Annotated in this window: 11 protein-coding genes, 21 tRNA genes, 3 rRNA genes and 1 riboswitch; of the genes, 32 read left to right on the top strand and 3 right to left on the bottom strand. The window is 43.1% G+C overall.

Annotated features, from left to right (window positions below):
• Positions 1-150 precede the first annotated feature (150 nt).
• On the top strand, positions 151-678 hold the full coding sequence (ntdP, locus tag HRK21_RS00270; protein ID WP_070006024.1) for a nucleoside tri-diphosphate phosphatase: 528 nt from the start codon (positions 151-153) through the stop codon (positions 676-678).
• 41 nt (positions 679-719) lie between these two features.
• On the opposite strand, the gene HRK21_RS00265 is transcribed toward ntdP, so the two are convergent.
• On the bottom strand, positions 720-1808 hold the full coding sequence (locus HRK21_RS00265; protein WP_070006023.1) for an aromatic acid exporter family protein: 1089 nt from the start codon (positions 1806-1808) through the stop codon (positions 720-722).
• A 105-nt stretch (positions 1809-1913) separates the two neighbouring features.
• Positions 1914-3212, bottom strand: coding sequence for a glutamate-1-semialdehyde 2,1-aminomutase (locus HRK21_RS00260; protein WP_003739129.1), 1299 nt, complete (start codon positions 3210-3212; stop codon positions 1914-1916).
• Between the two features lie 143 nt (positions 3213-3355).
• Here HRK21_RS00260 and HRK21_RS00255 point away from each other — a divergent pair, with 143 nt between their 5' ends.
• The 31 genes from HRK21_RS00255 to HRK21_RS00105 all read left to right on the top strand — a co-directional run bounded on the left by HRK21_RS00255 (position 3356) and on the right by HRK21_RS00105 (position 20172).
• The gene (locus HRK21_RS00255) at positions 3356-4297 is read left to right on the top strand and encodes an NAD(P)-dependent oxidoreductase (protein ID WP_070006022.1); all 942 of its coding nucleotides are present in this window, start codon (positions 3356-3358) and stop codon (positions 4295-4297) included.
• A gap of 81 nt (positions 4298-4378) precedes the next feature.
• Positions 4379-4825: a peroxide-responsive transcriptional repressor PerR gene (perR, locus tag HRK21_RS00250; protein ID WP_003730560.1), complete on the top strand. Its 447-nt coding sequence runs from the start codon at positions 4379-4381 to the stop codon at positions 4823-4825.
• A 455-nt stretch (positions 4826-5280) separates the two neighbouring features.
• Positions 5281-6830 (top strand): 16S ribosomal RNA (locus HRK21_RS00245).
• A gap of 246 nt (positions 6831-7076) precedes the next feature.
• Positions 7077-10008, top strand: a 23S ribosomal RNA gene (locus tag HRK21_RS00240).
• Positions 10009-10085: 77 nt separating this feature from the next.
• Positions 10086-10201, top strand: a 5S ribosomal RNA gene (rrf, locus tag HRK21_RS00235).
• Together the 16S, 23S and 5S rRNA genes with 21 tRNA genes alongside form the textbook arrangement of a ribosomal RNA operon.
• Before the next feature lie 9 nt (positions 10202-10210).
• Positions 10211-10283: transfer RNA gene (locus HRK21_RS00230), tRNA-Val, on the top strand.
• 8 nt (positions 10284-10291) lie between these two features.
• A tRNA-Thr gene (locus HRK21_RS00225) sits at positions 10292-10367 on the top strand.
• A gap of 37 nt (positions 10368-10404) precedes the next feature.
• Positions 10405-10477 (top strand) — tRNA-Lys (locus tag HRK21_RS00220).
• A 5-nt stretch (positions 10478-10482) separates the two neighbouring features.
• Positions 10483-10564: transfer RNA gene (locus tag HRK21_RS00215), tRNA-Leu, on the top strand.
• A gap of 15 nt (positions 10565-10579) precedes the next feature.
• Positions 10580-10654 (top strand) — tRNA-Gly (locus HRK21_RS00210).
• A 14-nt stretch (positions 10655-10668) separates the two neighbouring features.
• Positions 10669-10754, top strand: a tRNA-Leu gene (locus HRK21_RS00205).
• Positions 10755-10762: 8 nt separating this feature from the next.
• Positions 10763-10836 (top strand) — tRNA-Arg (locus HRK21_RS00200).
• Positions 10837-10846: 10 nt separating this feature from the next.
• A tRNA-Pro gene (locus HRK21_RS00195) sits at positions 10847-10920 on the top strand.
• Positions 10921-10941: 21 nt separating this feature from the next.
• Positions 10942-11014, top strand: a tRNA-Ala gene (locus HRK21_RS00190).
• A 51-nt stretch (positions 11015-11065) separates the two neighbouring features.
• Positions 11066-11139, top strand: a tRNA-Met gene (locus HRK21_RS00185).
• Between the two features lie 11 nt (positions 11140-11150).
• Positions 11151-11224 (top strand) — tRNA-Ile (locus tag HRK21_RS00180).
• A 22-nt stretch (positions 11225-11246) separates the two neighbouring features.
• A tRNA-Ser gene (locus tag HRK21_RS00175) sits at positions 11247-11336 on the top strand.
• A gap of 43 nt (positions 11337-11379) precedes the next feature.
• Positions 11380-11453: transfer RNA gene (locus HRK21_RS00170), tRNA-Met, on the top strand.
• Between the two features lie 4 nt (positions 11454-11457).
• A tRNA-Asp gene (locus tag HRK21_RS00165) sits at positions 11458-11533 on the top strand.
• A 4-nt stretch (positions 11534-11537) separates the two neighbouring features.
• Positions 11538-11610, top strand: a tRNA-Phe gene (locus HRK21_RS00160).
• 27 nt (positions 11611-11637) lie between these two features.
• A tRNA-His gene (locus HRK21_RS00155) sits at positions 11638-11710 on the top strand.
• A 24-nt stretch (positions 11711-11734) separates the two neighbouring features.
• Positions 11735-11805, top strand: a tRNA-Gly gene (locus tag HRK21_RS00150).
• Positions 11806-11831: 26 nt separating this feature from the next.
• Positions 11832-11905 (top strand) — tRNA-Ile (locus HRK21_RS00145).
• A 6-nt stretch (positions 11906-11911) separates the two neighbouring features.
• Positions 11912-11984 (top strand) — tRNA-Asn (locus HRK21_RS00140).
• Between the two features lie 33 nt (positions 11985-12017).
• A tRNA-Ser gene (locus HRK21_RS00135) sits at positions 12018-12108 on the top strand.
• A gap of 5 nt (positions 12109-12113) precedes the next feature.
• Positions 12114-12185 (top strand) — tRNA-Glu (locus HRK21_RS00130).
• Positions 12186-12249: 64 nt separating this feature from the next.
• Complete coding sequence (locus HRK21_RS00125; RefSeq protein WP_070006760.1) at positions 12250-13425, top strand: MFS transporter; 1176 nt, start codon at positions 12250-12252, stop codon at positions 13423-13425.
• Positions 13426-13500: 75 nt separating this feature from the next.
• A riboswitch (SAM riboswitch) is annotated at positions 13501-13607 on the top strand.
• 106 nt (positions 13608-13713) lie between these two features.
• Positions 13714-16011 carry a 5-methyltetrahydropteroyltriglutamate--homocysteine S-methyltransferase gene (gene metE, locus HRK21_RS00120; RefSeq protein ID WP_070006759.1) on the top strand — a complete coding sequence of 766 codons (2298 nt, stop codon included), beginning with the start codon at positions 13714-13716 and terminating at the stop codon, positions 16009-16011.
• Between the two features lie 21 nt (positions 16012-16032).
• Positions 16033-17157, top strand: a complete 1125-nt coding sequence (locus HRK21_RS00115) for an aminotransferase class I/II-fold pyridoxal phosphate-dependent enzyme (protein WP_070006758.1) — start codon at positions 16033-16035, stop codon at positions 17155-17157.
• A complete protein-coding gene (gene metC / locus HRK21_RS00110; RefSeq protein WP_003739124.1) occupies positions 17150-18322 on the top strand; it encodes a cystathionine beta-lyase in 1173 nt (390 codons plus the stop codon). The genes HRK21_RS00115 and metC overlap by 8 nt, the downstream gene beginning before the upstream one ends.
• Entirely contained in the window at positions 18319-20172 is a 1854-nt protein-coding gene (locus HRK21_RS00105) for a bifunctional homocysteine S-methyltransferase/methylenetetrahydrofolate reductase (RefSeq protein ID WP_070006757.1), read from the top strand. The genes metC and HRK21_RS00105 overlap by 4 nt, the downstream gene beginning before the upstream one ends.
• A gap of 34 nt (positions 20173-20206) precedes the next feature.
• Here HRK21_RS00105 and HRK21_RS00100 read toward each other — a convergent pair whose 3' ends face one another.
• Complete coding sequence (locus HRK21_RS00100) at positions 20207-21145, bottom strand: 1,4-dihydroxy-2-naphthoate polyprenyltransferase (RefSeq protein WP_003723268.1); 939 nt, start codon at positions 21143-21145, stop codon at positions 20207-20209.
• Positions 21146-21250 lie beyond the last annotated feature (105 nt).

The following is a 21250-nucleotide window of genomic DNA, read 5'->3' as shown; positions in this document are numbered from 1 at the left end:
AGCAAAATGGATAAAAATCTGCTAATTTGCGTAAAAATGCGCTTTTTTGAGGAAAATATTCCGTTTCAGCACGATATTGTTTTTTTGCAGTCTTGCCTTATGTTATAATAATAATGATTTTGATAGTACATGAGGAAAGTAGGATAAAGGATGTACTTACCCAAAGAGAAAGAAATAATACAGATCAAGAGTTACAAACATAACGGTAAACTTCATCGTACTTGGAAAAAGACAGTGGTGCTTAAATCTACGGAGAATATTATTATCGGCGGAAACGACCACACATTAGTTGTGGAAGCAGACGGACGTAAATGGGTAACGCGCGAACCATCTATCTGTTATTTTCATAGTGATTACTGGTTTAATGTAATTTCGATGATTAGAGAAGACGGTATTTATCATTACTGCAATCTAGGAACACCTTTTGCAGTAGATGAGCAGGCGCTGAAGTACATTGACTATGACCTCGATATTAAGGTTTTCCCAGATGGAAGGTTTCATTTGCTTGATGAGGGCGAATACGAACAACACCGTCGCCAAATGAAGTACCCGGAATCGATTGACCGGATACTTCGACATAATGTGGATGTGTTAAGCCACTGGATTTTGGACAAAAAAGGTCCGTTTTCCCCTGACTACATTGACATTTGGTATGAAAAGTATAAAGAATACCGTTAAAAAAACGAGCTTTGGAGTTTATCTCCAAGCTCGTTTTTTGTTTACTCTTCATTGACATTAATATCAATTTGGTTTTCTTCAGTATGTCTGAGTTTAAAACTATGGATTAATTTTTCTAAATAATCGATTGTCTCTTGATAAGCGAAAATGGAAGCGATGATACGCATTAAATGGTATTTATCCATCATATCCTCATATTCATCTTTTTCTGTTTCTTCCATCTCGCGCAAGAAAAGCTGCATTAAATCTTGGGGGTCTTGTGCTAAATGTGATTCTACATATTCAAGATCAATCGAAACTTTATCAATATAAGTTAGTAAAAGTTGTTCATGTTTATCTGTTAAATAATCGATATGTTGGCGAATTAACTCTTGTTTATCTGGTGGCAACTGCAAATAATCATTTTCATAACGATGTTGGATTTTTAAAAGCTCAAAACCTTTTTGAGAACAAAGCAACATCTGTCTATAAACAGCAATTTTCCGCCCTTTTGAAATGGCATTTTTCTTTAAAAAAGTACGCTCTTCTCGGTATAAACCATACAAATTACGCGTTTGATTTAACTGTTTTTGCATCCATTCCATATCTTTTTTTAGAAGAGGGAAGTCTGCAGCATGACGAAGATTTAATTTAATCCAACGAACAATTTCACTATTCGTATTATAAATTAATTGAAACAACGAAACCTCGTATTTTGGTGGTAAAAAGAACAAATTGACAATAAATGCTGCAAGTAAACCTAACATAATTGTCCCAAAACGAATAAGAGCGATTTCCAAAAAGTCATTACCAGGAGAATCCATTACAATAATGAGTGTCACGACTGCAAGACCGATTGTATTCTCCAAGCGGAATTGCATTAATAAAGCAACACAAATAATTGAAGCAACACCAATTAAAATAAAATCATTACCAATATAAAGTCCGAAAATAATCGCGATGATGGCTCCAATTATGTTCCCTTGTGCTCGTTCTAAAATAGTTCGATAGGACCTATAAATAGAAGGTTGGATAGCAAAAACGGCGGAAATGCCTGCCAGAGATGGAGAGGGTGAATTGCAAAGTTGCGCGATAAAAAGCGCTAATGTGATTGCAATACCAGTTTTCAAAATTCTAGCTCCGAATTTCATGGAAGGTTATTCCTTTCTATAGACTATTTGAGCGGGAGTTATTTCCTTTCCCGCTCATTCTTCTTCTATTATAACGTTTCTCTCCAGTTTATAAAGTAATATTACCTAGTTATCTTGAACCATTTTCCCAAAAACAGTATCAACTGCTTGGATTGTCTCTAAAATATCTGCTTCTGAATGCGCGGATGTAATGAACCAGGCTTCATATTTAGAAGGTGCCAGGTTAATACCCTCTTCTAACATGCCTTTAAAGAAACGGCCGAATAATTCACCGTTTGTAGCGCCAGCTTCGGCGTAGTTAGTCACAGGATCTTCCGTAAAGTAAACAGTTAAAGCACCGACAATTTGGTTAACCGTAACAGCAATACCGTGTTTTAGCGCGGCTTTTTCAATACCATCTTTCAGCATCGAGCCATATTTTTCAAAGCGCTCATAAAGTCCTTCTTCTTGTAAAACCTCGAGACATGCGATACCTGAAAGAATAGATGCCGGATTACCAGCATGCGTCCCAGCTTGATAGGCTGGGCCAAGCGGTGCAACTTTTTCCATAATATCAACTCGACCTCCGTAGGCACCAATCGGAAGACCGCCACCAATAATTTTTCCCATCGCAGTTAAATCAGGAATAACGCCTAAGTAGTTCTGCGCACCGCCATACATAAAACGGAAAGCCGTAATAACTTCATCATAAATTACTAAAGAACCATTGTTATGTGCGAGCTCATTAACTGCTTCTAAAAATCCATCTTCTGGCGCAACCATTCCAAAATTCCCAACAATAGGCTCTACTAAAACAGCGGCAACTTGATCACCCCAAACAGCTAATGCCTCTTTAAACGATGCGAGGTCATTAAATGGGACAGTAATAACTTCTTCTGCGGTTGATTTTGTTACCCCTGCAGAATCAGGAATGCCAAGTGTAGAAGGTCCAGAACCAGCTTCCACAAGCACCAAATCAAAATGACCGTGATAACACCCAGCGAATTTAATGATCTTATCTCTACCAGTATAAGCGCGAGCGACACGAATCGTTGTCATAACAGCTTCTGTCCCGGAATTTGTAAAACGAACTTTCTCAAGCGAAGGAATAGCTTCTTTTAACATTTTTGCAAAAGTGATTTCATGTTTAGTAGGCGTTCCATACAACACACCATTTTGCGCCGCTTTTGTAATTGCTTCTGTAATATGAGGATGTGCATGCCCTGTAATAATTGGTCCAAAGGCAGCTAAGTAGTCAATATACTTATTTCCATCCACATCATAAAAATAAGCGCCACTAGCTCGCTCCATTGTTACCGGAGTTCCACCGCCAACCCCTTTATTTGACCTAGATGGGCTATTAACCCCGCCAACTATATGTAAAAGTGCTTCATCATGCAATTTTTTTGACATTGAATGATCCATTTCGTCATCTCCTCAAATTTTAATACCTTCTATATTCTATGCGAAAAAATAAGATGTCGCAATCGAAAAAACAATATAATTGCCGATAAATGAAAAAAAGCATAAAATTAGAATATAGCCAAAGAGAGGAAGTGTGGCGCAAAATGAACATTTTATTTACATTAGAAGTCCCAGAGTACTTACAAACTTTGCAAGCAGAGAAATTTCCAGAAGATACTTTCTATTATGAGAGCAATGATCATTTTGCCAATTTAGCGGAGATAGACGTCATCGTCACCTACGGATCGAATATTACTGAAACAATAATAAAACAAGCAAGCAACTTAAAATTAATCATGGTTTTTTCCGCGGGAATAGATAGTTTGCCAAGGGAAATAATTCAAGAAAGAAAAATTAAAGTTGCTAATGTACGTGGAATTCACGCTGTACCAATGGGAGAATACGTGCTATCTTTCATGTTAGCACACGTAAAAAAAGCCGCTTTCTTCTATCAAATGCAAAAAGAAAAAAATTGGGCAAGTGAAGAACCCATAACAGAATTAGCTGGAAAAACATTAGTAGTAGCTGGAACTGGAGCCATTGGCACGAAGGTCGCCGAGTTTGCTAAAGCATTTGATATGGAAATTATAGGCGTTAATACAACAGGGCACCCTGTGAAGCCATTTAGTAAAACATATGCCATGGATGATATCGAAAAAGTGGCTCCATTAGCTGATTTTTTTGTTAGTGTTTTACCTCAAACAGACAAAACAATAGCTATTTATTCCTTATCATTTTTTCGGAAAATGAAAGATAATGCAGTTTTTATCAATATAGGAAGAGGTAGCGCTGTTGAATTAAAGGTTTTAGAACAAGCATCAAAAGAGCATTTAATAAACCATTTTTATTTAGATGTTGTACCTGAAGAGCCACTTTCCGAAGACGATTACTTATGGAAAGCAAGTAACGTTACTATCACGCCACATATATCTGGACATTCGGATAAATATTTAGAACGTAGCTTTAAGATTTGGTTTGAAAATATCAACCATCTAAAAGAAAATACTAAATTACGAAATGAAATTGATTTGAATAAAGGTTATTAAGCTATAAATTCTGCCATTCTATTGACAGTTAAGCGTTATTTCCGGTATTATAAAGATAATAATTATTTTGGAAGGGAGTGCATGGCGGTGTCTAATGCAACTCTAAAAGAGGCAGTAGATGTCTTAAAGAAAACAGGGGTAAGAATCACTCCTCAGCGTCATGCTATACTTGAATTCTTAATTAACTCACATACACACCCAACTGCGGATGATATTTATCGGGCTTTAGAAGGAAACTTCCCTAACATGAGCGTAGCAACTGTATATAATAATTTACGCGTTTTCCGGGATGCTGGTCTAATTAAAGAATTATCCTATGGCGATGCATCTAGCCGATTTGATTTCTCTACCTCTAATCACTACCACGCAATTTGTAATGTTTGTGGAAAAATAGTTGATTTTCAGTACCCAGGTTTAGATGAAGTAGAACATTTCGCAGCACATATGACCGGTTATGAGATAGATAATCATAGATTAGAAGTATATGGAACATGCCCAACATGTAAAGAAAAACAATCGAATAATTAAATCAAAACACTTAGCCTAGCTAGGTGTTTTTTTATGCATTATGTCGTTTTTTTCATTTTTATTTAATTTTATGCATAATTCGGTTGACATATATCGCAAAACTTGATATATTAGTTTTCGGCGCTACGATAGCAGCGATTTAAATGAACTTTATTCATAAAATAATTTTAAAAAGTTGTTGACAGATAGTTGCTGAAATGATATGATTTAAAAGTCGCAAAAAACAAACGAAAACATTCGCACATCAAGAATGAAAGCGACTAACTGACCTTTGAAAACTGAACAAAGAAGAAGACGAAAAGCAATGAGACGTAAAGTCTCACTGGTAATCGCAGGGCAGAAAACAGAAAGCTGTTTTCAACAAAACAAACTAGTAATTTAATTGCTAGCGAAGTCAATTTGACGCAAGGAATTTTATTCACGGTGTTGAATAAGTATTCAAATTCAATTTATATTTTAAAGAGAGTTTGATCCTGGCTCAGGACGAACGCTGGCGGCGTGCCTAATACATGCAAGTCGAACGAACGGAGGAAGAGCTTGCTCTTCCAAAGTTAGTGGCGGACGGGTGAGTAACACGTGGGCAACCTGCCTGTAAGTTGGGGATAACTCCGGGAAACCGGGGCTAATACCGAATGATAAGATGTGGCGCATGCCACGCCTTTGAAAGATGGTTTCGGCTATCGCTTACAGATGGGCCCGCGGTGCATTAGCTAGTTGGTAGGGTAATGGCCTACCAAGGCAACGATGCATAGCCGACCTGAGAGGGTGATCGGCCACACTGGGACTGAGACACGGCCCAGACTCCTACGGGAGGCAGCAGTAGGGAATCTTCCGCAATGGACGAAAGTCTGACGGAGCAACGCCGCGTGTATGAAGAAGGTTTTCGGATCGTAAAGTACTGTTGTTAGAGAAGAACAAGGATAAGAGTAACTGCTTGTCCCTTGACGGTATCTAACCAGAAAGCCACGGCTAACTACGTGCCAGCAGCCGCGGTAATACGTAGGTGGCAAGCGTTGTCCGGATTTATTGGGCGTAAAGCGCGCGCAGGCGGTCTTTTAAGTCTGATGTGAAAGCCCCCGGCTTAACCGGGGAGGGTCATTGGAAACTGGAAGACTGGAGTGCAGAAGAGGAGAGTGGAATTCCACGTGTAGCGGTGAAATGCGTAGATATGTGGAGGAACACCAGTGGCGAAGGCGACTCTCTGGTCTGTAACTGACGCTGAGGCGCGAAAGCGTGGGGAGCAAACAGGATTAGATACCCTGGTAGTCCACGCCGTAAACGATGAGTGCTAAGTGTTAGGGGGTTTCCGCCCCTTAGTGCTGCAGCTAACGCATTAAGCACTCCGCCTGGGGAGTACGACCGCAAGGTTGAAACTCAAAGGAATTGACGGGGGCCCGCACAAGCGGTGGAGCATGTGGTTTAATTCGAAGCAACGCGAAGAACCTTACCAGGTCTTGACATCCTTTGACCACTCTGGAGACAGAGCTTTCCCTTCGGGGACAAAGTGACAGGTGGTGCATGGTTGTCGTCAGCTCGTGTCGTGAGATGTTGGGTTAAGTCCCGCAACGAGCGCAACCCTTGATTTTAGTTGCCAGCATTTAGTTGGGCACTCTAAAGTGACTGCCGGTGCAAGCCGGAGGAAGGTGGGGATGACGTCAAATCATCATGCCCCTTATGACCTGGGCTACACACGTGCTACAATGGATAGTACAAAGGGTCGCGAAGCCGCGAGGTGGAGCTAATCCCATAAAACTATTCTCAGTTCGGATTGTAGGCTGCAACTCGCCTACATGAAGCCGGAATCGCTAGTAATCGTGGATCAGCATGCCACGGTGAATACGTTCCCGGGCCTTGTACACACCGCCCGTCACACCACGAGAGTTTGTAACACCCGAAGTCGGTAGGGTAACCTTTATGGAGCCAGCCGCCGAAGGTGGGACAGATAATTGGGGTGAAGTCGTAACAAGGTAGCCGTATCGGAAGGTGCGGCTGGATCACCTCCTTTCTAAGGAAAAGGAAACCTGTGTGTTTTCGTTCTTCTACATTTGTTCAGTTTTGAGAGGTTAGTACTTCTCAGTATGTTTGTTCTTTGAAAACTAGATAAGAAAGTTAGTAAAGTTAGCATAGATAAGTAATTATCTATGACACAAGTAACCGAGAATCATCTGAAAGTGAATCTTTCATCTGACTTTCTGTATCATCGCTGATACAGAAAATCAGAAAAACAACCTTTACTTCGTAGAAGTAAATTGGTTAAGTTAGAAAGGGCGCACGGTGGATGCCTTGGCACTAGGAGCCGAAGAAGGACGGGACTAACACCGATATGCTTTGGGGAGCTGTACGTAAGCGTTGATCCAGAGATTTCCGAATGGGGGAACCCACTATCTTTAGTCGGATAGTATCCTTACGTGAATACATAGCGTAAGGAAGGCAGACCCAGGGAACTGAAACATCTAAGTACCTGGAGGAAGAGAAAGAAAAATCGATTTCCTGAGTAGCGGCGAGCGAAACGGAAAGAGCCCAAACCAAGAAGCTTGCTTCTTGGGGTTGTAGGACACTCTATACGGAGTTACAAAAGAAAGTTATAAATGAAGCGGTCTGGAAAGGCCCGCCAAAGACGGTAACAGCCCGGTAGTTGAAATGGCTTTCCCTCCAGAGTGGATCCTGAGTACGGCGGAACACGTGAAATTCCGTCGGAATCCGGGAGGACCATCTCCCAAGGCTAAATACTCCCTAGTGACCGATAGTGAACCAGTACCGTGAGGGAAAGGTGAAAAGCACCCCGGAAGGGGAGTGAAACAGTTCCTGAAACCGTGTGCCTACAAGTAGTTAGAGCCCGTTAATGGGTGATAGCGTGCCTTTTGTAGAATGAACCGGCGAGTTACGATTTGTTGCAAGGTTAAGCGGAAAAAGCGGAGCCGTAGCGAAAGCGAGTCTGAATAGGGCGCATAAGTAACAGGTCGTAGACCCGAAACCAGGTGATCTACCCATGTCCAGGATGAAGGTAAGGTAATACTTACTGGAGGTCCGAACCCACGCACGTTGAAAAGTGCGGGGATGAGGTGTGGGTAGCGGAGAAATTCCAATCGAACTTGGAGATAGCTGGTTCTCTCCGAAATAGCTTTAGGGCTAGCCTCGAGGTAAAGAGTCATGGAGGTAGAGCACTGTTTGGACTAGGGGCCCTTCTCGGGTTACCGAATTCAGATAAACTCCGAATGCCATGTACTTATACTCGGGAGTCAGACTGCGAGTGATAAGATCCGTAGTCGAAAGGGAAACAGCCCAGACCACCAGTTAAGGTCCCCAAATATATGTTAAGTGGAAAAGGATGTGGGGTTGCTTAGACAACCAGGATGTTGGCTTAGAAGCAGCCACCATTGAAAGAGTGCGTAATAGCTCACTGGTCGAGTGACCCCGCGCCGAAAATGTACCGGGGCTAAACATATTACCGAAACTGTGGATGAACCTCTAAAGAGGTTCGTGGTAGGAGAGCGTTCTAAGGGCGGTGAAGTCAGACCGGAAGGACTGGTGGAGCGCTTAGAAGTGAGAATGCCGGTATGAGTAGCGAAAGAAGGGTGAGAATCCCTTCCACCGAATATCTAAGGTTTCCTGAGGAAGGCTCGTCCGCTCAGGGTTAGTCGGGACCTAAGCCGAGGCCGATAGGCGTAGGCGATGGACAACAGGTAGAGATTCCTGTACCAGTGCTAATTGTTTAACCGATGGGGTGACACAGAAGGATAGGGAATCGCACGAATGGAAATGTGCGTCCAAGCAGTGAGTGTGAGAAGTAGGCAAATCCGCTTCTTGCGAAGCATGAGCTGTGATGGGGAAGGAAATTAAGTACGGAAGTTCCTGATTTCACGCTGTCAAGAAAAGCCTCTAGGAAGAGTAGTACTGCCCGTACCGCAAACCGACACAGGTAGATGAGGAGAGAATCCTAAGGTGAGCGAGAGAACTCTCGTTAAGGAACTCGGCAAAATGACCCCGTAACTTCGGGAGAAGGGGTGCTCTATTAGGGTGCAAGCCCGAGAGAGCCGCAGTGAATAGGCCCAGGCGACTGTTTAGCAAAAACACAGGTCTCTGCAAAACCGTAAGGTGACGTATAGGGGCTGACGCCTGCCCGGTGCTGGAAGGTTAAGAGGAGTGCTTAGCTTCGGCGAAGGTACGAATTGAAGCCCCAGTAAACGGCGGCCGTAACTATAACGGTCCTAAGGTAGCGAAATTCCTTGTCGGGTAAGTTCCGACCCGCACGAAAGGCGCAACGATCTGGGCACTGTCTCAACGAGAGACTCGGTGAAATTATAGTACCTGTGAAGATGCAGGTTACCCGCGACAGGACGGAAAGACCCCGTGGAGCTTTACTGCAACCTGATATGGAATGTTTGTACCGCTTGTACAGGATAGGTAGGAGCCGAAGAGACGTGTGCGCTAGCATACGAGGAGGCAATGGTGGGATACTACCCTGGCTGTATGACCATTCTAACCCGCCACGCTTAGCGCGTGGGGAGACAGTGTCAGGTGGGCAGTTTGACTGGGGCGGTCGCCTCCTAAAGAGTAACGGAGGCGCCCAAAGGTTCCCTCAGAATGGATGGAAATCATTCGCAGAGTGTAAAGGCACAAGGGAGCTTGACTGCGAGACTGACAAGTCGAGCAGGGACGAAAGTCGGGCTTAGTGATCCGGTGGTTCCGCATGGAAGGGCCATCGCTCAACGGATAAAAGCTACCCCGGGGATAACAGGCTTATCTCCCCCAAGAGTCCACATCGACGGGGAGGTTTGGCACCTCGATGTCGGCTCGTCGCATCCTGGGGCTGTAGTCGGTCCCAAGGGTTGGGCTGTTCGCCCATTAAAGCGGCACGCGAGCTGGGTTCAGAACGTCGTGAGACAGTTCGGTCCCTATCCGTCGCGGGCGCAGGAAATTTGAGAGGAGCTGTCCTTAGTACGAGAGGACCGGGATGGACACACCGCTGGTGTACCAGTTGTTCCGCCAGGAGCATCGCTGGGTAGCTATGTGTGGCAGGGATAAACGCTGAAAGCATCTAAGCGTGAAGCCCCCCTCAAGATGAGATTTCCCATTTCTTCGGAAAGTAAGATCCCTGAAAGATGATCAGGTAGATAGGTTTGGAGTGGAAGTGTAGCGATACATGGAGCGGACAAATACTAATCGATCGAGGACTTAACCAAAAAATGAAACGAAGTTACCTAACTGAACCCTTTCTTCTCTAGTTTTGAGAGAGCAATCTTTCAACAACTCAATATTGTCTGGTAGTTATGGCGAGAAGGTCACACCCGTTCCCATCCCGAACACGGTAGTTAAGCTTCTCTGCGCCAATGGTAGTTGGGGGCTTCCCCCTGCGAGAGTAGGTCGCTGCCGGGCAGTATTTCTGGAGGTTTAGCTCAGCTGGGAGAGCATCTGCCTTACAAGCAGAGGGTCAGCGGTTCGATCCCGTTAACCTCCATTTTTTATGCCGGCTTAGCTCAGTTGGTAGAGCAACTGATTTGTAATCAGTAGGTCGCGAGTTCGACTCTTGCAGCCGGCACCATTAATATTATCTTTATAATAATACATATTATTATAGGGAGCCGTTAGCTCAGTTGGTAGAGCATCTGACTTTTAATCAGAGGGTCGCTGGTTCGAACCCAGCACGGCTCACTTTTGCGGGTGTGGCGGAATTGGCAGACGCACCAGATTTAGGATCTGGCGCCGCGAGGCGTGGGGGTTCAAGTCCCTTCACCCGCACTTATTATAAAATATGCGGAAGTAGTTCAGTGGTAGAACATCACCTTGCCAAGGTGGGGGTCGCGGGTTCGAACCCCGTCTTCCGCTCCATATTTTATAGCAACGCCGGGGTGGCGGAACTGGCAGACGCACAGGACTTAAAATCCTGCGGATAGTGATATCCGTACCGGTTCGATTCCGGTCCTCGGCACTTATTTTGCGCCCATAGCTCAACTGGATAGAGTACTTGACTACGAATCAAGCGGTTAGAGGTTCGACTCCTCTTGGGCGCACTTTATTAAACGGGAAGTAGCTCAGCTTGGTAGAGCACTTGGTTTGGGACCAAGGGGTCGCAGGTTCGAATCCTGTCTTCCCGATTGTTTATCCCTTATAATTATGGGGCCTTAGCTCAGCTGGGAGAGCGCCTGCTTTGCACGCAGGAGGTCAGCGGTTCGATCCCGCTAGGCTCCACTTGCTTCACATTTTAATCACATATTTTGGAAATGGTAGCCTTATTATTATGGCGGTGTAGCTCAGCTGGCTAGAGCATTCGGTTCATACCCGAAAGGTCGTGGGTTCGACTCCCTCCGCCGCTATTTTCAATCTTGGACCTTTAGCTCAGTTGGTTAGAGCAGACGGCTCATAACCGTCCGGTCGCAGGTTCGAGTCCTGCAAGGTCCACTTGTCACTTTATTATTATCATGGAGGAATACCCAAGTCTGGCTGAAGGGATCGGTCTTGAAAACCGACAGGCGGGTAATACCGCGCGGGGGTTCGAATCCCTCTTCCTCCGTTTTTTCACTTGTGATATGTGGACTAAAATTTAATATTATTGTCGCGGGGTGGAGCAGTCTGGTAGCTCGTCGGGCTCATAACCCGAAGGTCGTAGGTTCAAATCCTGCCCCCGCAATAGTGGTTCCGTGGTGTAGGGGTTAACATGCCTGCCTGTCACGCAGGAGATCGCGGGTTCAAATCCCGTCGGGACCGCCATTATGGCTTGGTAGCTCAGTTGGTAGAGCACTTGATTGAAGCTCAAGGTGTCGGCAGTTCGATTCTGTCCCAAGCCATTCTTTTTTTAACATTTTTGCCTTATGGCGGATATGGCGAAGTGGTTAACGCACCTGATTGTGGTTCAGGCATTCGTGGGTTCGATTCCCATTATCCGCCCTTTGTTTTTAAAATTATTATTATGCGGGTGTAGTTTAGTGGTAAAACTACAGCCTTCCAAGCTGTTGTCGTGGGTTCGATTCCCATCACCCGCTTTTTACCATGTATATATTTTTACTGAGGGCCTATAGCTCAGCTGGTTAGAGCGCACGCCTGATAAGCGTGAGGTCGATGGTTCGAGTCCATTTAGGCCCATTTTATTCCACAGTAGCTCAGTTGGTAGAGCAATCGGCTGTTAACCGATCGGTCGCAGGTTCGAGTCCTGCCTGTGGAGTTATTCTTTAAATGAGAATAGATTTTCATATCTGGGGAAGTACTCAAGTGGCTGAAGAGGCGCCCCTGCTAAGGGTGTAGGTCGCTCGCGCGGCGCGAGGGTTCAAATCCCTCCTTCTCCGCCAGATATGGCCCGTTGGTCAAGCGGTTAAGACACCGCCCTTTCACGGCGGTAACACGGGTTCGAATCCCGTACGGGTCATCCTAAAGAACAATGTCAATTTATGACATTGTTTTTTTATTTAGTAAAGTTTTGGAGGTATCTAATGGGGGCTAAAGGAAAGTTTTGGATTTTGACGATGGTTGTTGCCATTTCAGGGTTGTCACAAGGAGTTTTATTACCACTTATTGCGATAATATTAGAAGAGAACGGTATAAGTGCAGGAATTAATGGTTTTCATGCTACAGGAATTTATTTAGGTGTCTTACTTATTTCGCCATTTATTGAAGCACCTCTTCATAAATATGGTTATAAGCCAATTATATTAGTAGGGGGAGGGTTAGTTGCGGTTGCGATTTTGGCTTTTCCTATTTGGTTTAATTTATATTTTTGGTTTATATTAAGGTTGCTTATTGGTGTGGGGGATCATATGTTACATTTTTCTTCGCAGACTTGGATTGGAGCAATGAGTGATCCTGGTAAACGTGGTCGGAATATGGCTATTTATGGTTTATTTTTCTCATTAGGATTTGCGATTGGGCCTCAATTGGTTAATTTAGCAGAAATAAATGTGAACTTACCTTTCTTCTTATCTGGGATTTTAGTTTTGATAGCTTGGGGACTCGTTTGGTTTGTTCGCAATGAATTTGTCGGTGAAAAGGCCGTGATTCGGAAAATTTCTTTTTGGGGTAGTTTGAAACGCTTTTCGGATGTATTTAAATTGGCTTGGGTAGCGATGATTCCGCCATTTTTATATGGGATTTTGGAGACTGGGCTTAATGCGACTTTTCCGGTTGTCGGCTTGCGTGATGGGCTCGATACGCTGATGATTGCGATGGTTATTTCTTCTTTTTCGGTAGGGACGATTATTTTTCAAGTGCCTATTGGGATTGTTAGTGATAAGTTTGGACGAGGAAAAGTATTACCTCTGTTGACGGGAGCAGGAGCTGTTGTTTTTGTGTTGACCGCATTTGTTAAGATACCAGTTTTATATGTAGTATTCTTCTTTGTTTTGGGGATTTTACTTGGGTCTTTATACTCGCTTGGATTATCTTACATGACGGATTTGACGCCACTGGAATTGCTTCCGGCTGGGAATATTTTGGTCGGTATGTGCTTTAGTTTGGGGAGTATTATTGGACCGAGTGCGACTGGAATCATGATAGGGATTTTTGGAAATCAAATATTTTATTTTGCGGTAGCCGGAATCCTTGTGCTTGGCTGTTTGTTGCTAGTATTTGGAGCACGAAAAGATGCGCTTGAAAAGAAAATGGGAAATTAATGATTGACAGTTTTTAGGTGCAAGTGGTATGATAACTTCAATCCAATTTAAGTGATTAAAAAACTAAATAAATTACTCTTATTATGAGTGGTAGAGGGACTGGCCCGTTGAAACCCAGCAACCTTTCAATTCGTTGAAAAGGTGCTAAATCCTGCGAAGTGTAATGCTTCGAGAGATAAGAGAGACTTAAAAAGTTTCACTGTATTTGTGTATCGAAACTTCCAAACCTCTCTAGTTCTCTAGGGAGGTTTTTTATTGGCAAAAAATTGAGAGGATAAGGTGATAATTATGGTGAAGGCGATTAGTTCAAACTTGGGGTACCCGAGACTTGGGGAGAAACGTGAATGGAAACGTGCGTTAGAAAAATTCTGGAATGGTACGATTTCAGAAGAGGAGTTATTGGCAGAAACGAAGACTTTACGATTGCATGCGCTAAAAAAACAACAAGATAAAGGGATTGATTTGATTCCGGTTGGTGATTTTAGTTTTTATGATCAAGTACTTGATACGAGTGTGACATTTGGAATTATTCCAAAACGTTTTCAACATGACGGTGGAAAAGTTTCGCTAAATACATATTTTGATATTGCACGTGGTAAAAATGACGCGGTGGCCTCTGAAATGACTAAATGGTTTAATACGAACTATCACTATATTGTTCCAGAACTCGCTGATGCGGAGCCGAAAGTGTTGGATAATCGGGCACTATACTATTACGAAGAAGCGAAGAAAGAGCTTGGTATTGAAGGAAAACCAGTGCTTGTTGGGCCAATTACTTATTTAAAACTTGGAAAAGGTAGCGATGCGGAAAGTTTTGAAGTATTGTTAGATAAATTTATTCCGGCGTATGTAGAGATTTTGAAAGAACTTGAGGCAGCCGGTGCTACGTGGGTGCAAATCGACGAGCCGTATCTTGCAACTAGTTTTGATAAAAAGGAAATCGTGTTATTTGAAAAAGTGTATCAAGCATTTCAAGCGGCGGTACCAAATTTGAAAATCGAGTTACAAACATATTTCGAAAGTTTGGATTATTATGAAGAGATTGTCAATTTACCAGTAGCGGCGATTGGAATTGATTTTGTGCATGACCATGGAGATTCACTAAAAGCTTTGAAGTCTCATGGATTTCCGGAAGATAAGTATTTAGCGGCCGGTGTGGTTGATGGGCGGAATGTTTGGCGGAGTGACTTGGATGTGAAACTGGCACTACTTACAGAAATTGCGAATTATGTGGCGGATGGGAAGTTGATTGTTCAGCCTTCTAATTCATTGCTCCATGTACCGGTGACGAAGTTAAGTGAGCCGGATTTGGATGAAGTGATTCTTGGTGGCTTATCATTTGCTGATCAGAAATTAGATGAGATTGCTATTTTAACGAAGGCTTTGACAAATGGTGCGGAAAGTGTGACAGCTGAACTAGCAGAATCTCGTGCGGCAGTGACGGCACTTAATGAATCTAGTCATCGAAATAATTTAGAAGTTCAAGATGCCATTGCTAATTTGAAAAACGTAAGGGTGGACCGGGAGTTGCCATTTGCGGAACGGATTAAGTTGCAACATGCTTGGTTGAAATTACCGCTTTTCCCAACGACAACGATTGGAAGTTTTCCACAATCACCGGAAGTTCGGAAGACGCGTGCTGACTGGTTAAAAGGGAATATAACGGACGCGGAATATAATACTTTTATTGAAAAAGAAACAGCTCGTTGGATTAAAATTCAAGAGGAGTTGGATATTGATGTATTAGTTCACGGGGAATTCGAACGGACGGATATGGTAGAATATTTCGGGCAAAAATTAGCTGGTTTCCAGGCAACGAAATTTGGTTGGGTACAATCCTATGGTTCGAGAGCGGTTCGTCCACCACTTATCTACGGGGATGTTGCTTTTACAGAAGAAATTACCGTGAAAGAAAGCGTCTATGCACAGTCATTAACGAAGCGCCCAGTGAAGGGAATGCTAACAGCGCCGGTGACAATTATTAATTGGAGTTTTGTTCGTGATGATGTCCCTGAAAGTGTTGTTGCTAATCAAGTTGGACTCGCGCTTCGTAAAGAAGTAGAAGCACTGGAACGTAATGGTATTAAAGTGATCCAAGTGGATGAGCCAGCTTTACGTGAAGGTTTGCCATTAAAACAAGCGAGATGGCAAAAATATTTAGAGGATGCGATTTATTCGTTTAAATTAACAACGGCTTCGGTCCAAAATGATACGCAAATTCATACGCATATGTGTTATTCGGACTTTGACGATATTATTGATACGATTAGTGCTTTAGATGCGGATGTTATTTCGATTGAAACGTCAAGAAGTCACGGGGAGATTATTTCGACTTTTGAAGAAGTGACGTATGATAAGGAAATTGGCCTTGGGGTTTATGATATTCATAGTCCACGTGTTCCGACTGTGACTGAAATCCAAGACAATATTCGCCGGGCGTTACGTGCAATTGATGCAAAACAATTTTGGATTAACCCGGATTGTGGATTGAAAACGCGAAAAGAACCTGAAACGATTGCGGCTCTTCAAGATATGATTAAAGCGACTAAAGAAGTACGTGCGGAATATCAAGTATTAGAGAAATAAAGGAATGGAGGAGAGGTAATTATGGCAAAGCTGAAACAAGAGACGATAGCAGCGCAAATTGGAAATAGAAAATGTGAAAGAACGGGTGCTGTCAATATGCCAGTCTACTTCTCTACAGCTTACCAGCATGCCGATCTTGGAGTGTCAACGGGGTATGATTATACTAGAACTGGAAATCCGACGCGAGATGCTTTACAGGAAGCGCTCGCGGAACTAGAAAATGGAACGCATGCTTTTGCAACGAGTTCAGGGATGAGTGCGATTCAACTTGTTTTCCAGCTTTTTAAAACCGGCGAACATATTATTAGTTCACAGGATTTGTACGGGGGGACTTTTAGATATTTTGAACAATTTGGCGCACAATATAATATTGGATTTTCGTATTGGGACGGGGCGAAGATTGTAGAGTTGGAAAAATTAGTTCGCCCGGAAACAAAGGCGATTTTCATTGAAACTCCAACGAATCCTTTAATGCAGGAAACAGATATTGCGGCTGTGTCTGAATGGGCATGCGCGCATGATTTACTTGTGATTGTGGATAATACATTTTATACACCAGTTTTACAACAACCGTTAACTTTGGGCGCGGATATTGTGATCCATAGTGCGACGAAGTATCTTGGCGGTCATAATGATGTGCTTGCTGGGGCGGTTATTGTAAAAGAGGAGCGGCTTGGGAATTTCTTTTTTAATCAGTTAAATGCGACGGGGGCAGTGCTATCGCCATTTGATAGTTGGTTATTGATTCGTGGCCTTAAGACGCTGGTTTTGCGTGTGAGACAACATCAAGCGAATGCGCAGAAAATCGCGGCGTTTTTGGAAAGGCATGAGTTGGTAGAGGAAGTTCGCTATCCAGGGCGTGGCGGGATGATTAGTTTCTTTATTCGAGATGCGGCGCTCGTATCGCCACTTTTGAAAGAACTAGAATTGTTTACTTTTGCAGAAAGTTTAGGCGGTGTGGAGAGTTTGATTACTTATCCAACGACACAAACGCACGCGGATATTCCGGTGGAGTTGCGGAATTCTTACGGGCTGACAGATAAATTGTTGCGTATCTCAGTTGGAATAGAAGCGAGCGAAGATTTGATTGCTGATTTATCTAAGGCACTCGATACTGTGTTGGAAGGAGTGAGCGCTCGTGGCTAATGAATATGCGCAAGATACGGCTGTTATTAAAGCGAGCCTCGGGATTGATAAAGAGACAGGTGCACTTAATACGCCGATTCATTTATCTTCTACTTTCCATCAACATGATTTTGATAACTACCATGCTTATGATTATGCAAGAAGTGGAAACCCAACCAGGGAAAAAGTGGAACAGGCGATTGCAGAACTGGAAGGTGGTACAAATGGTTTTGCCTTTGCTAGTGGAATGGCGGCTGTTTCTGCAGCACTTTTTACGCTTTCAAAAGGAGATCATTTTATCATTGCAAAAGATGTGTATGGCGGGACGTTTCGTTTGGTGGAGCAAGTGTTGCCGCGGTTTGGGATTACGCATACTTTTGTTGACACAACAAATATTGACGAGGTTGCTAAGGCGTTTCAAGCAAATACGAAATTGGTTTACTTGGAAACACCTTCAAATCCGCTGCTACATGTGACGGATATTCGGACGGTTGCAAAACTTGCGAAAGCAAATGGGTGTTACACGTTTGTGGATAATACATTTTTGACTCCGCTAATTCAAAAACCGTTAGATTTAGGCGCAGACTTGGTTATCCACAGTGCGACGAAGTTTCTTGGCGGGCATAGCGATATTTTGGCGGGGCTAATTGTGACAAATAATCCTAGTTTGGCCGAAGCCGTTTACTTTTTGCAAAATTCGACTGGTGGGGTTCTTGGTGTGCAGGATTCGTGGTTGTTGTTGCGAGGACTTAAAACACTTTCCGTCCGGATGAAAGCTGGGACGGAGACGGCGGAGAAAATTGCGCTATTTTTAAATGCGGAACCAGATGTGGTGGCAGTGCATTATCCAGGGTTACCTTCTCATGCGGGTTATGACATTCAAGTGGAACAGGCGACAAGTGGCGGGGCTGTTTTATCGTTTGATCTTGGTAGTGAAGAAGCGGTGCGGGAACTAGTTACACATTTGGAATTGCCAGTGTTTTCTGTGAGTCTAGGTGCGGTTGAGAGCATTCTTTCTTATCCGGCTAAAATGTCTCATGCGGCTGTTCCGGAAGAGGAGCGTTTGGCACAAGGAATTACGCCAGGCTTATTACGTTTTTCAGCTGGACTAGAAGATGCCGATGATTTGATTGCTGATTTAAAACAAGCACTTTCTTTCATTAAGAAGGGAAGTGTTGCGAAATGAATTTAAGAAAAGATTTAAGTGAAAAAGTATTAATTGCTGACGGCGCGATGGGCACTTTGCTTTATTCTTATGGAGTGGATCGTTCGTTTGAGGAGCTAAATTTGTCTCATCCGGAAGATATTGTTGCGATTCATAAAGCCTACATTGGTGCTGGGGCGGATATTATCCAAACGAATACGTATGGAGCGAATTATATAAAATTAGCGCGATATGGTTTAGAGGATGAAGTGAAGCGCATTAATCAAGCCGCCATTCGATTAGCAAAAGAAGCAGCGAGAGGGACTGGAACCTATATTTTTGGAACGATTGGTGGAATAAATGGGGCAGTGGATGCAAGACTTCCGGCGGCTCCACTTGAAGAAATTAAGCGAAGTTTTAGGGAGCAGCTATACTGTTTTTTGTTAGATGGTGTGGATGCGATTTTGCTGGAAACGTATTATGATTTAGATGAGCTTAAAACGGTGTTGAAAATTCTTCGTGAGACTACTGATTTACCGGTAGTTGCGAATGTCTCTATGCATGAGCCGGGTATCCTTCAAAATGGGAAAAAATTGCCGGATGCGCTGGAAGAACTTATTGCGCTTGGAGCGGATGTAGTTGGTATTAATTGCCGGCTTGGTCCATATCACATGGCGCGTGCTCTTGAGACAGTACCGCTGTATGATAATGCTTATTTGGCGGTTTATCCCAATGCTAGTTTGCCTGAAATGCAAGAAGGAAAAGTGATTTATCAATCGGATACGGATTATTTTGAACATTATGGGGAGATTTTTCGGCAAGAAGGTGCTCGGATTATTGGTGGTTGTTGTGGCACGACACCAGATCATATTCGTGCTTTACGAAAAGGACTTGAAACGACAAAGCCGATTTTGGAAAAAGAAGTTCGGCCGATTTTGGAACTTGTGCCGGAAGAAGTGGAGGATGCAGAACCAGGTGAACGTTTGCTGGATAAAGTGAAGGAAGGCTTGACGATTTTAGTGGAACTGGATCCGCCACGAACTTTTGATACTACGAAATTTTTTGAAGGGGCCAAGGCGCTTGATGAAGCAGGAGTTGATGCGATTACGATTTCGGATAATTCGCTGGCCACACCGCGGATTAGCAATATGGCACTAGCTTCGATTTTGAAGCATGAGTATGGGATTAAACCGCTCATACATTTGACGACGCGGGATCATAATTTGGTCGGGATGCATTCGCATGTGATGGGTTTTCATAAGCTGGGACTGCATGATGTGCTTGCCATTACGGGGGATCCAACCAAAGTAGGAGATTTTCCTGGAGCATCTTCCGTGTTTGATTTAAGGTCGGTAGAATTAGTTCAACTTATTAAAAAGTTTAATGATGGGATTTCTTATACAGGAAAGTCGCTCAAAGAAAAAGCGCGATTTCATGTTGGTGCGGCGTTTAATCCAAATGTACTTAATTTAGAAAAAGCGGTGCGTTTAATTGAACGGAAAGTGGAATATGGTGCGGATTATATTATTACGCAGCCAATTTACGATGTGAACAAAGCTGTTTTACTAAAGGAAGCCTTACAAAAAGCTAAAATTGATGTGCCTCTTTTTATTGGCGTTATGCCTCTTTTATCAAGTCGGAATGCGGAATTTCTGCATAATGAGGTTCCGGGGATTCGTTTGACAGATGAAGTGCGGGAGCGAATGAGGAAAGCAGAGGAGCACGGTCACGCGAATGAAGAAGGGATGGCAATTGCTCGTGAATTAGTGGATGCGATTTGTGAGCATTTCCAAGGGATTTATATTATTACGCCATTTTTACGATATGATTTGTCGATAGAATTAGCGAAATATGCCCAAAATAAACAGCAAGTCCAAATTGGATCTAAATAAAAAAACTGGTTGTCACGAGGACAACCAGTTTTTTTTACATGAATAAATTTCTTGATAATAGACTTAAAAGGTAAGCAAGCGCTAGTGTGATTCCGAAGATTGTTAATGCTTTGGAGGTAGATTTCATTGCAGGAACCATTGTAATCGGCGAGGTTTTGCCGATGAAACGACGCACGGCGCGAATAGCTTCTGGCAAACTAAGTAAAATCAGAAGCGTCCACCACGGAGCATCTTGTGTGAAAATAAGAGCGATTTCAAATACGTAACTGAACAGAAAAGCAGCTGCGAAAAGAACGGTTGCCCATTTGCGACCTAGCAAGATAGCTAAGGTTAAACGGCCATTTTTCTTATCAGGTACTAAATCACGAATACTATTAGCAAGTAGCAAGTTACCAACGAGCACCATTACTGGAATCGATACGTATACGATAAACGAACTAATAAATTCTGCTTGAATATAGAAGGAAATGAAAGTAATAATTCCTCCCATAAAGAATCCTGCCATAATTTCACCAAATGGCGTATAAGCAATTGGATAGGGACCACCTGTATAAAGGAAACCAACCAACATACAAATAGCACCAAGTAAGCCTACATACCAATTCAGTTCAATAGATAAATACACGCCACCGAGAATGGATAGTATGTATAAAAAGATAGCTAGGAATAAAATAAATCCAGGGCGCATACCATTGCGGACAATAGCACCACCATTTCCAACCGAGTGCTCATCATCTTGTCCTTTTTTATAATCAAAATATTCATTGAATAGATTGGCGGATGTTTGTATAAAGAAACAAGCAATGAGCATAACGATAAAACGTGTAAAATGAAAACTGGTGTAGCTCATTGCGACCGATGTTCCAAGAAATACTGGAACGAAAGAGGCTACAAGGGTATGTGGGCGAAGTAATGTCCACCATTTTTGAAATCCAGTTTGTTTCGTAAGTGCAGATTTTGAGGCATTAGCCATGTTTTTCTCTCCTTTTTCACTTCCATATGTTTCAGATGTCTACCCTTCATTTTAGGGAAATATTGCAAGAACGTCAATAATTAATGACGAAATGAAAGAAAAAAC

The sequence above is a fragment of the Listeria monocytogenes genome, assembly GCF_013282665.1.
GTDB lineage: Bacteria > Bacillota > Bacilli > Lactobacillales > Listeriaceae > Listeria > Listeria monocytogenes_C.
The sequence above is the reverse complement of the archived record's forward strand: the minus strand, read 5'-3'. Positions and strand labels throughout refer to the sequence as shown.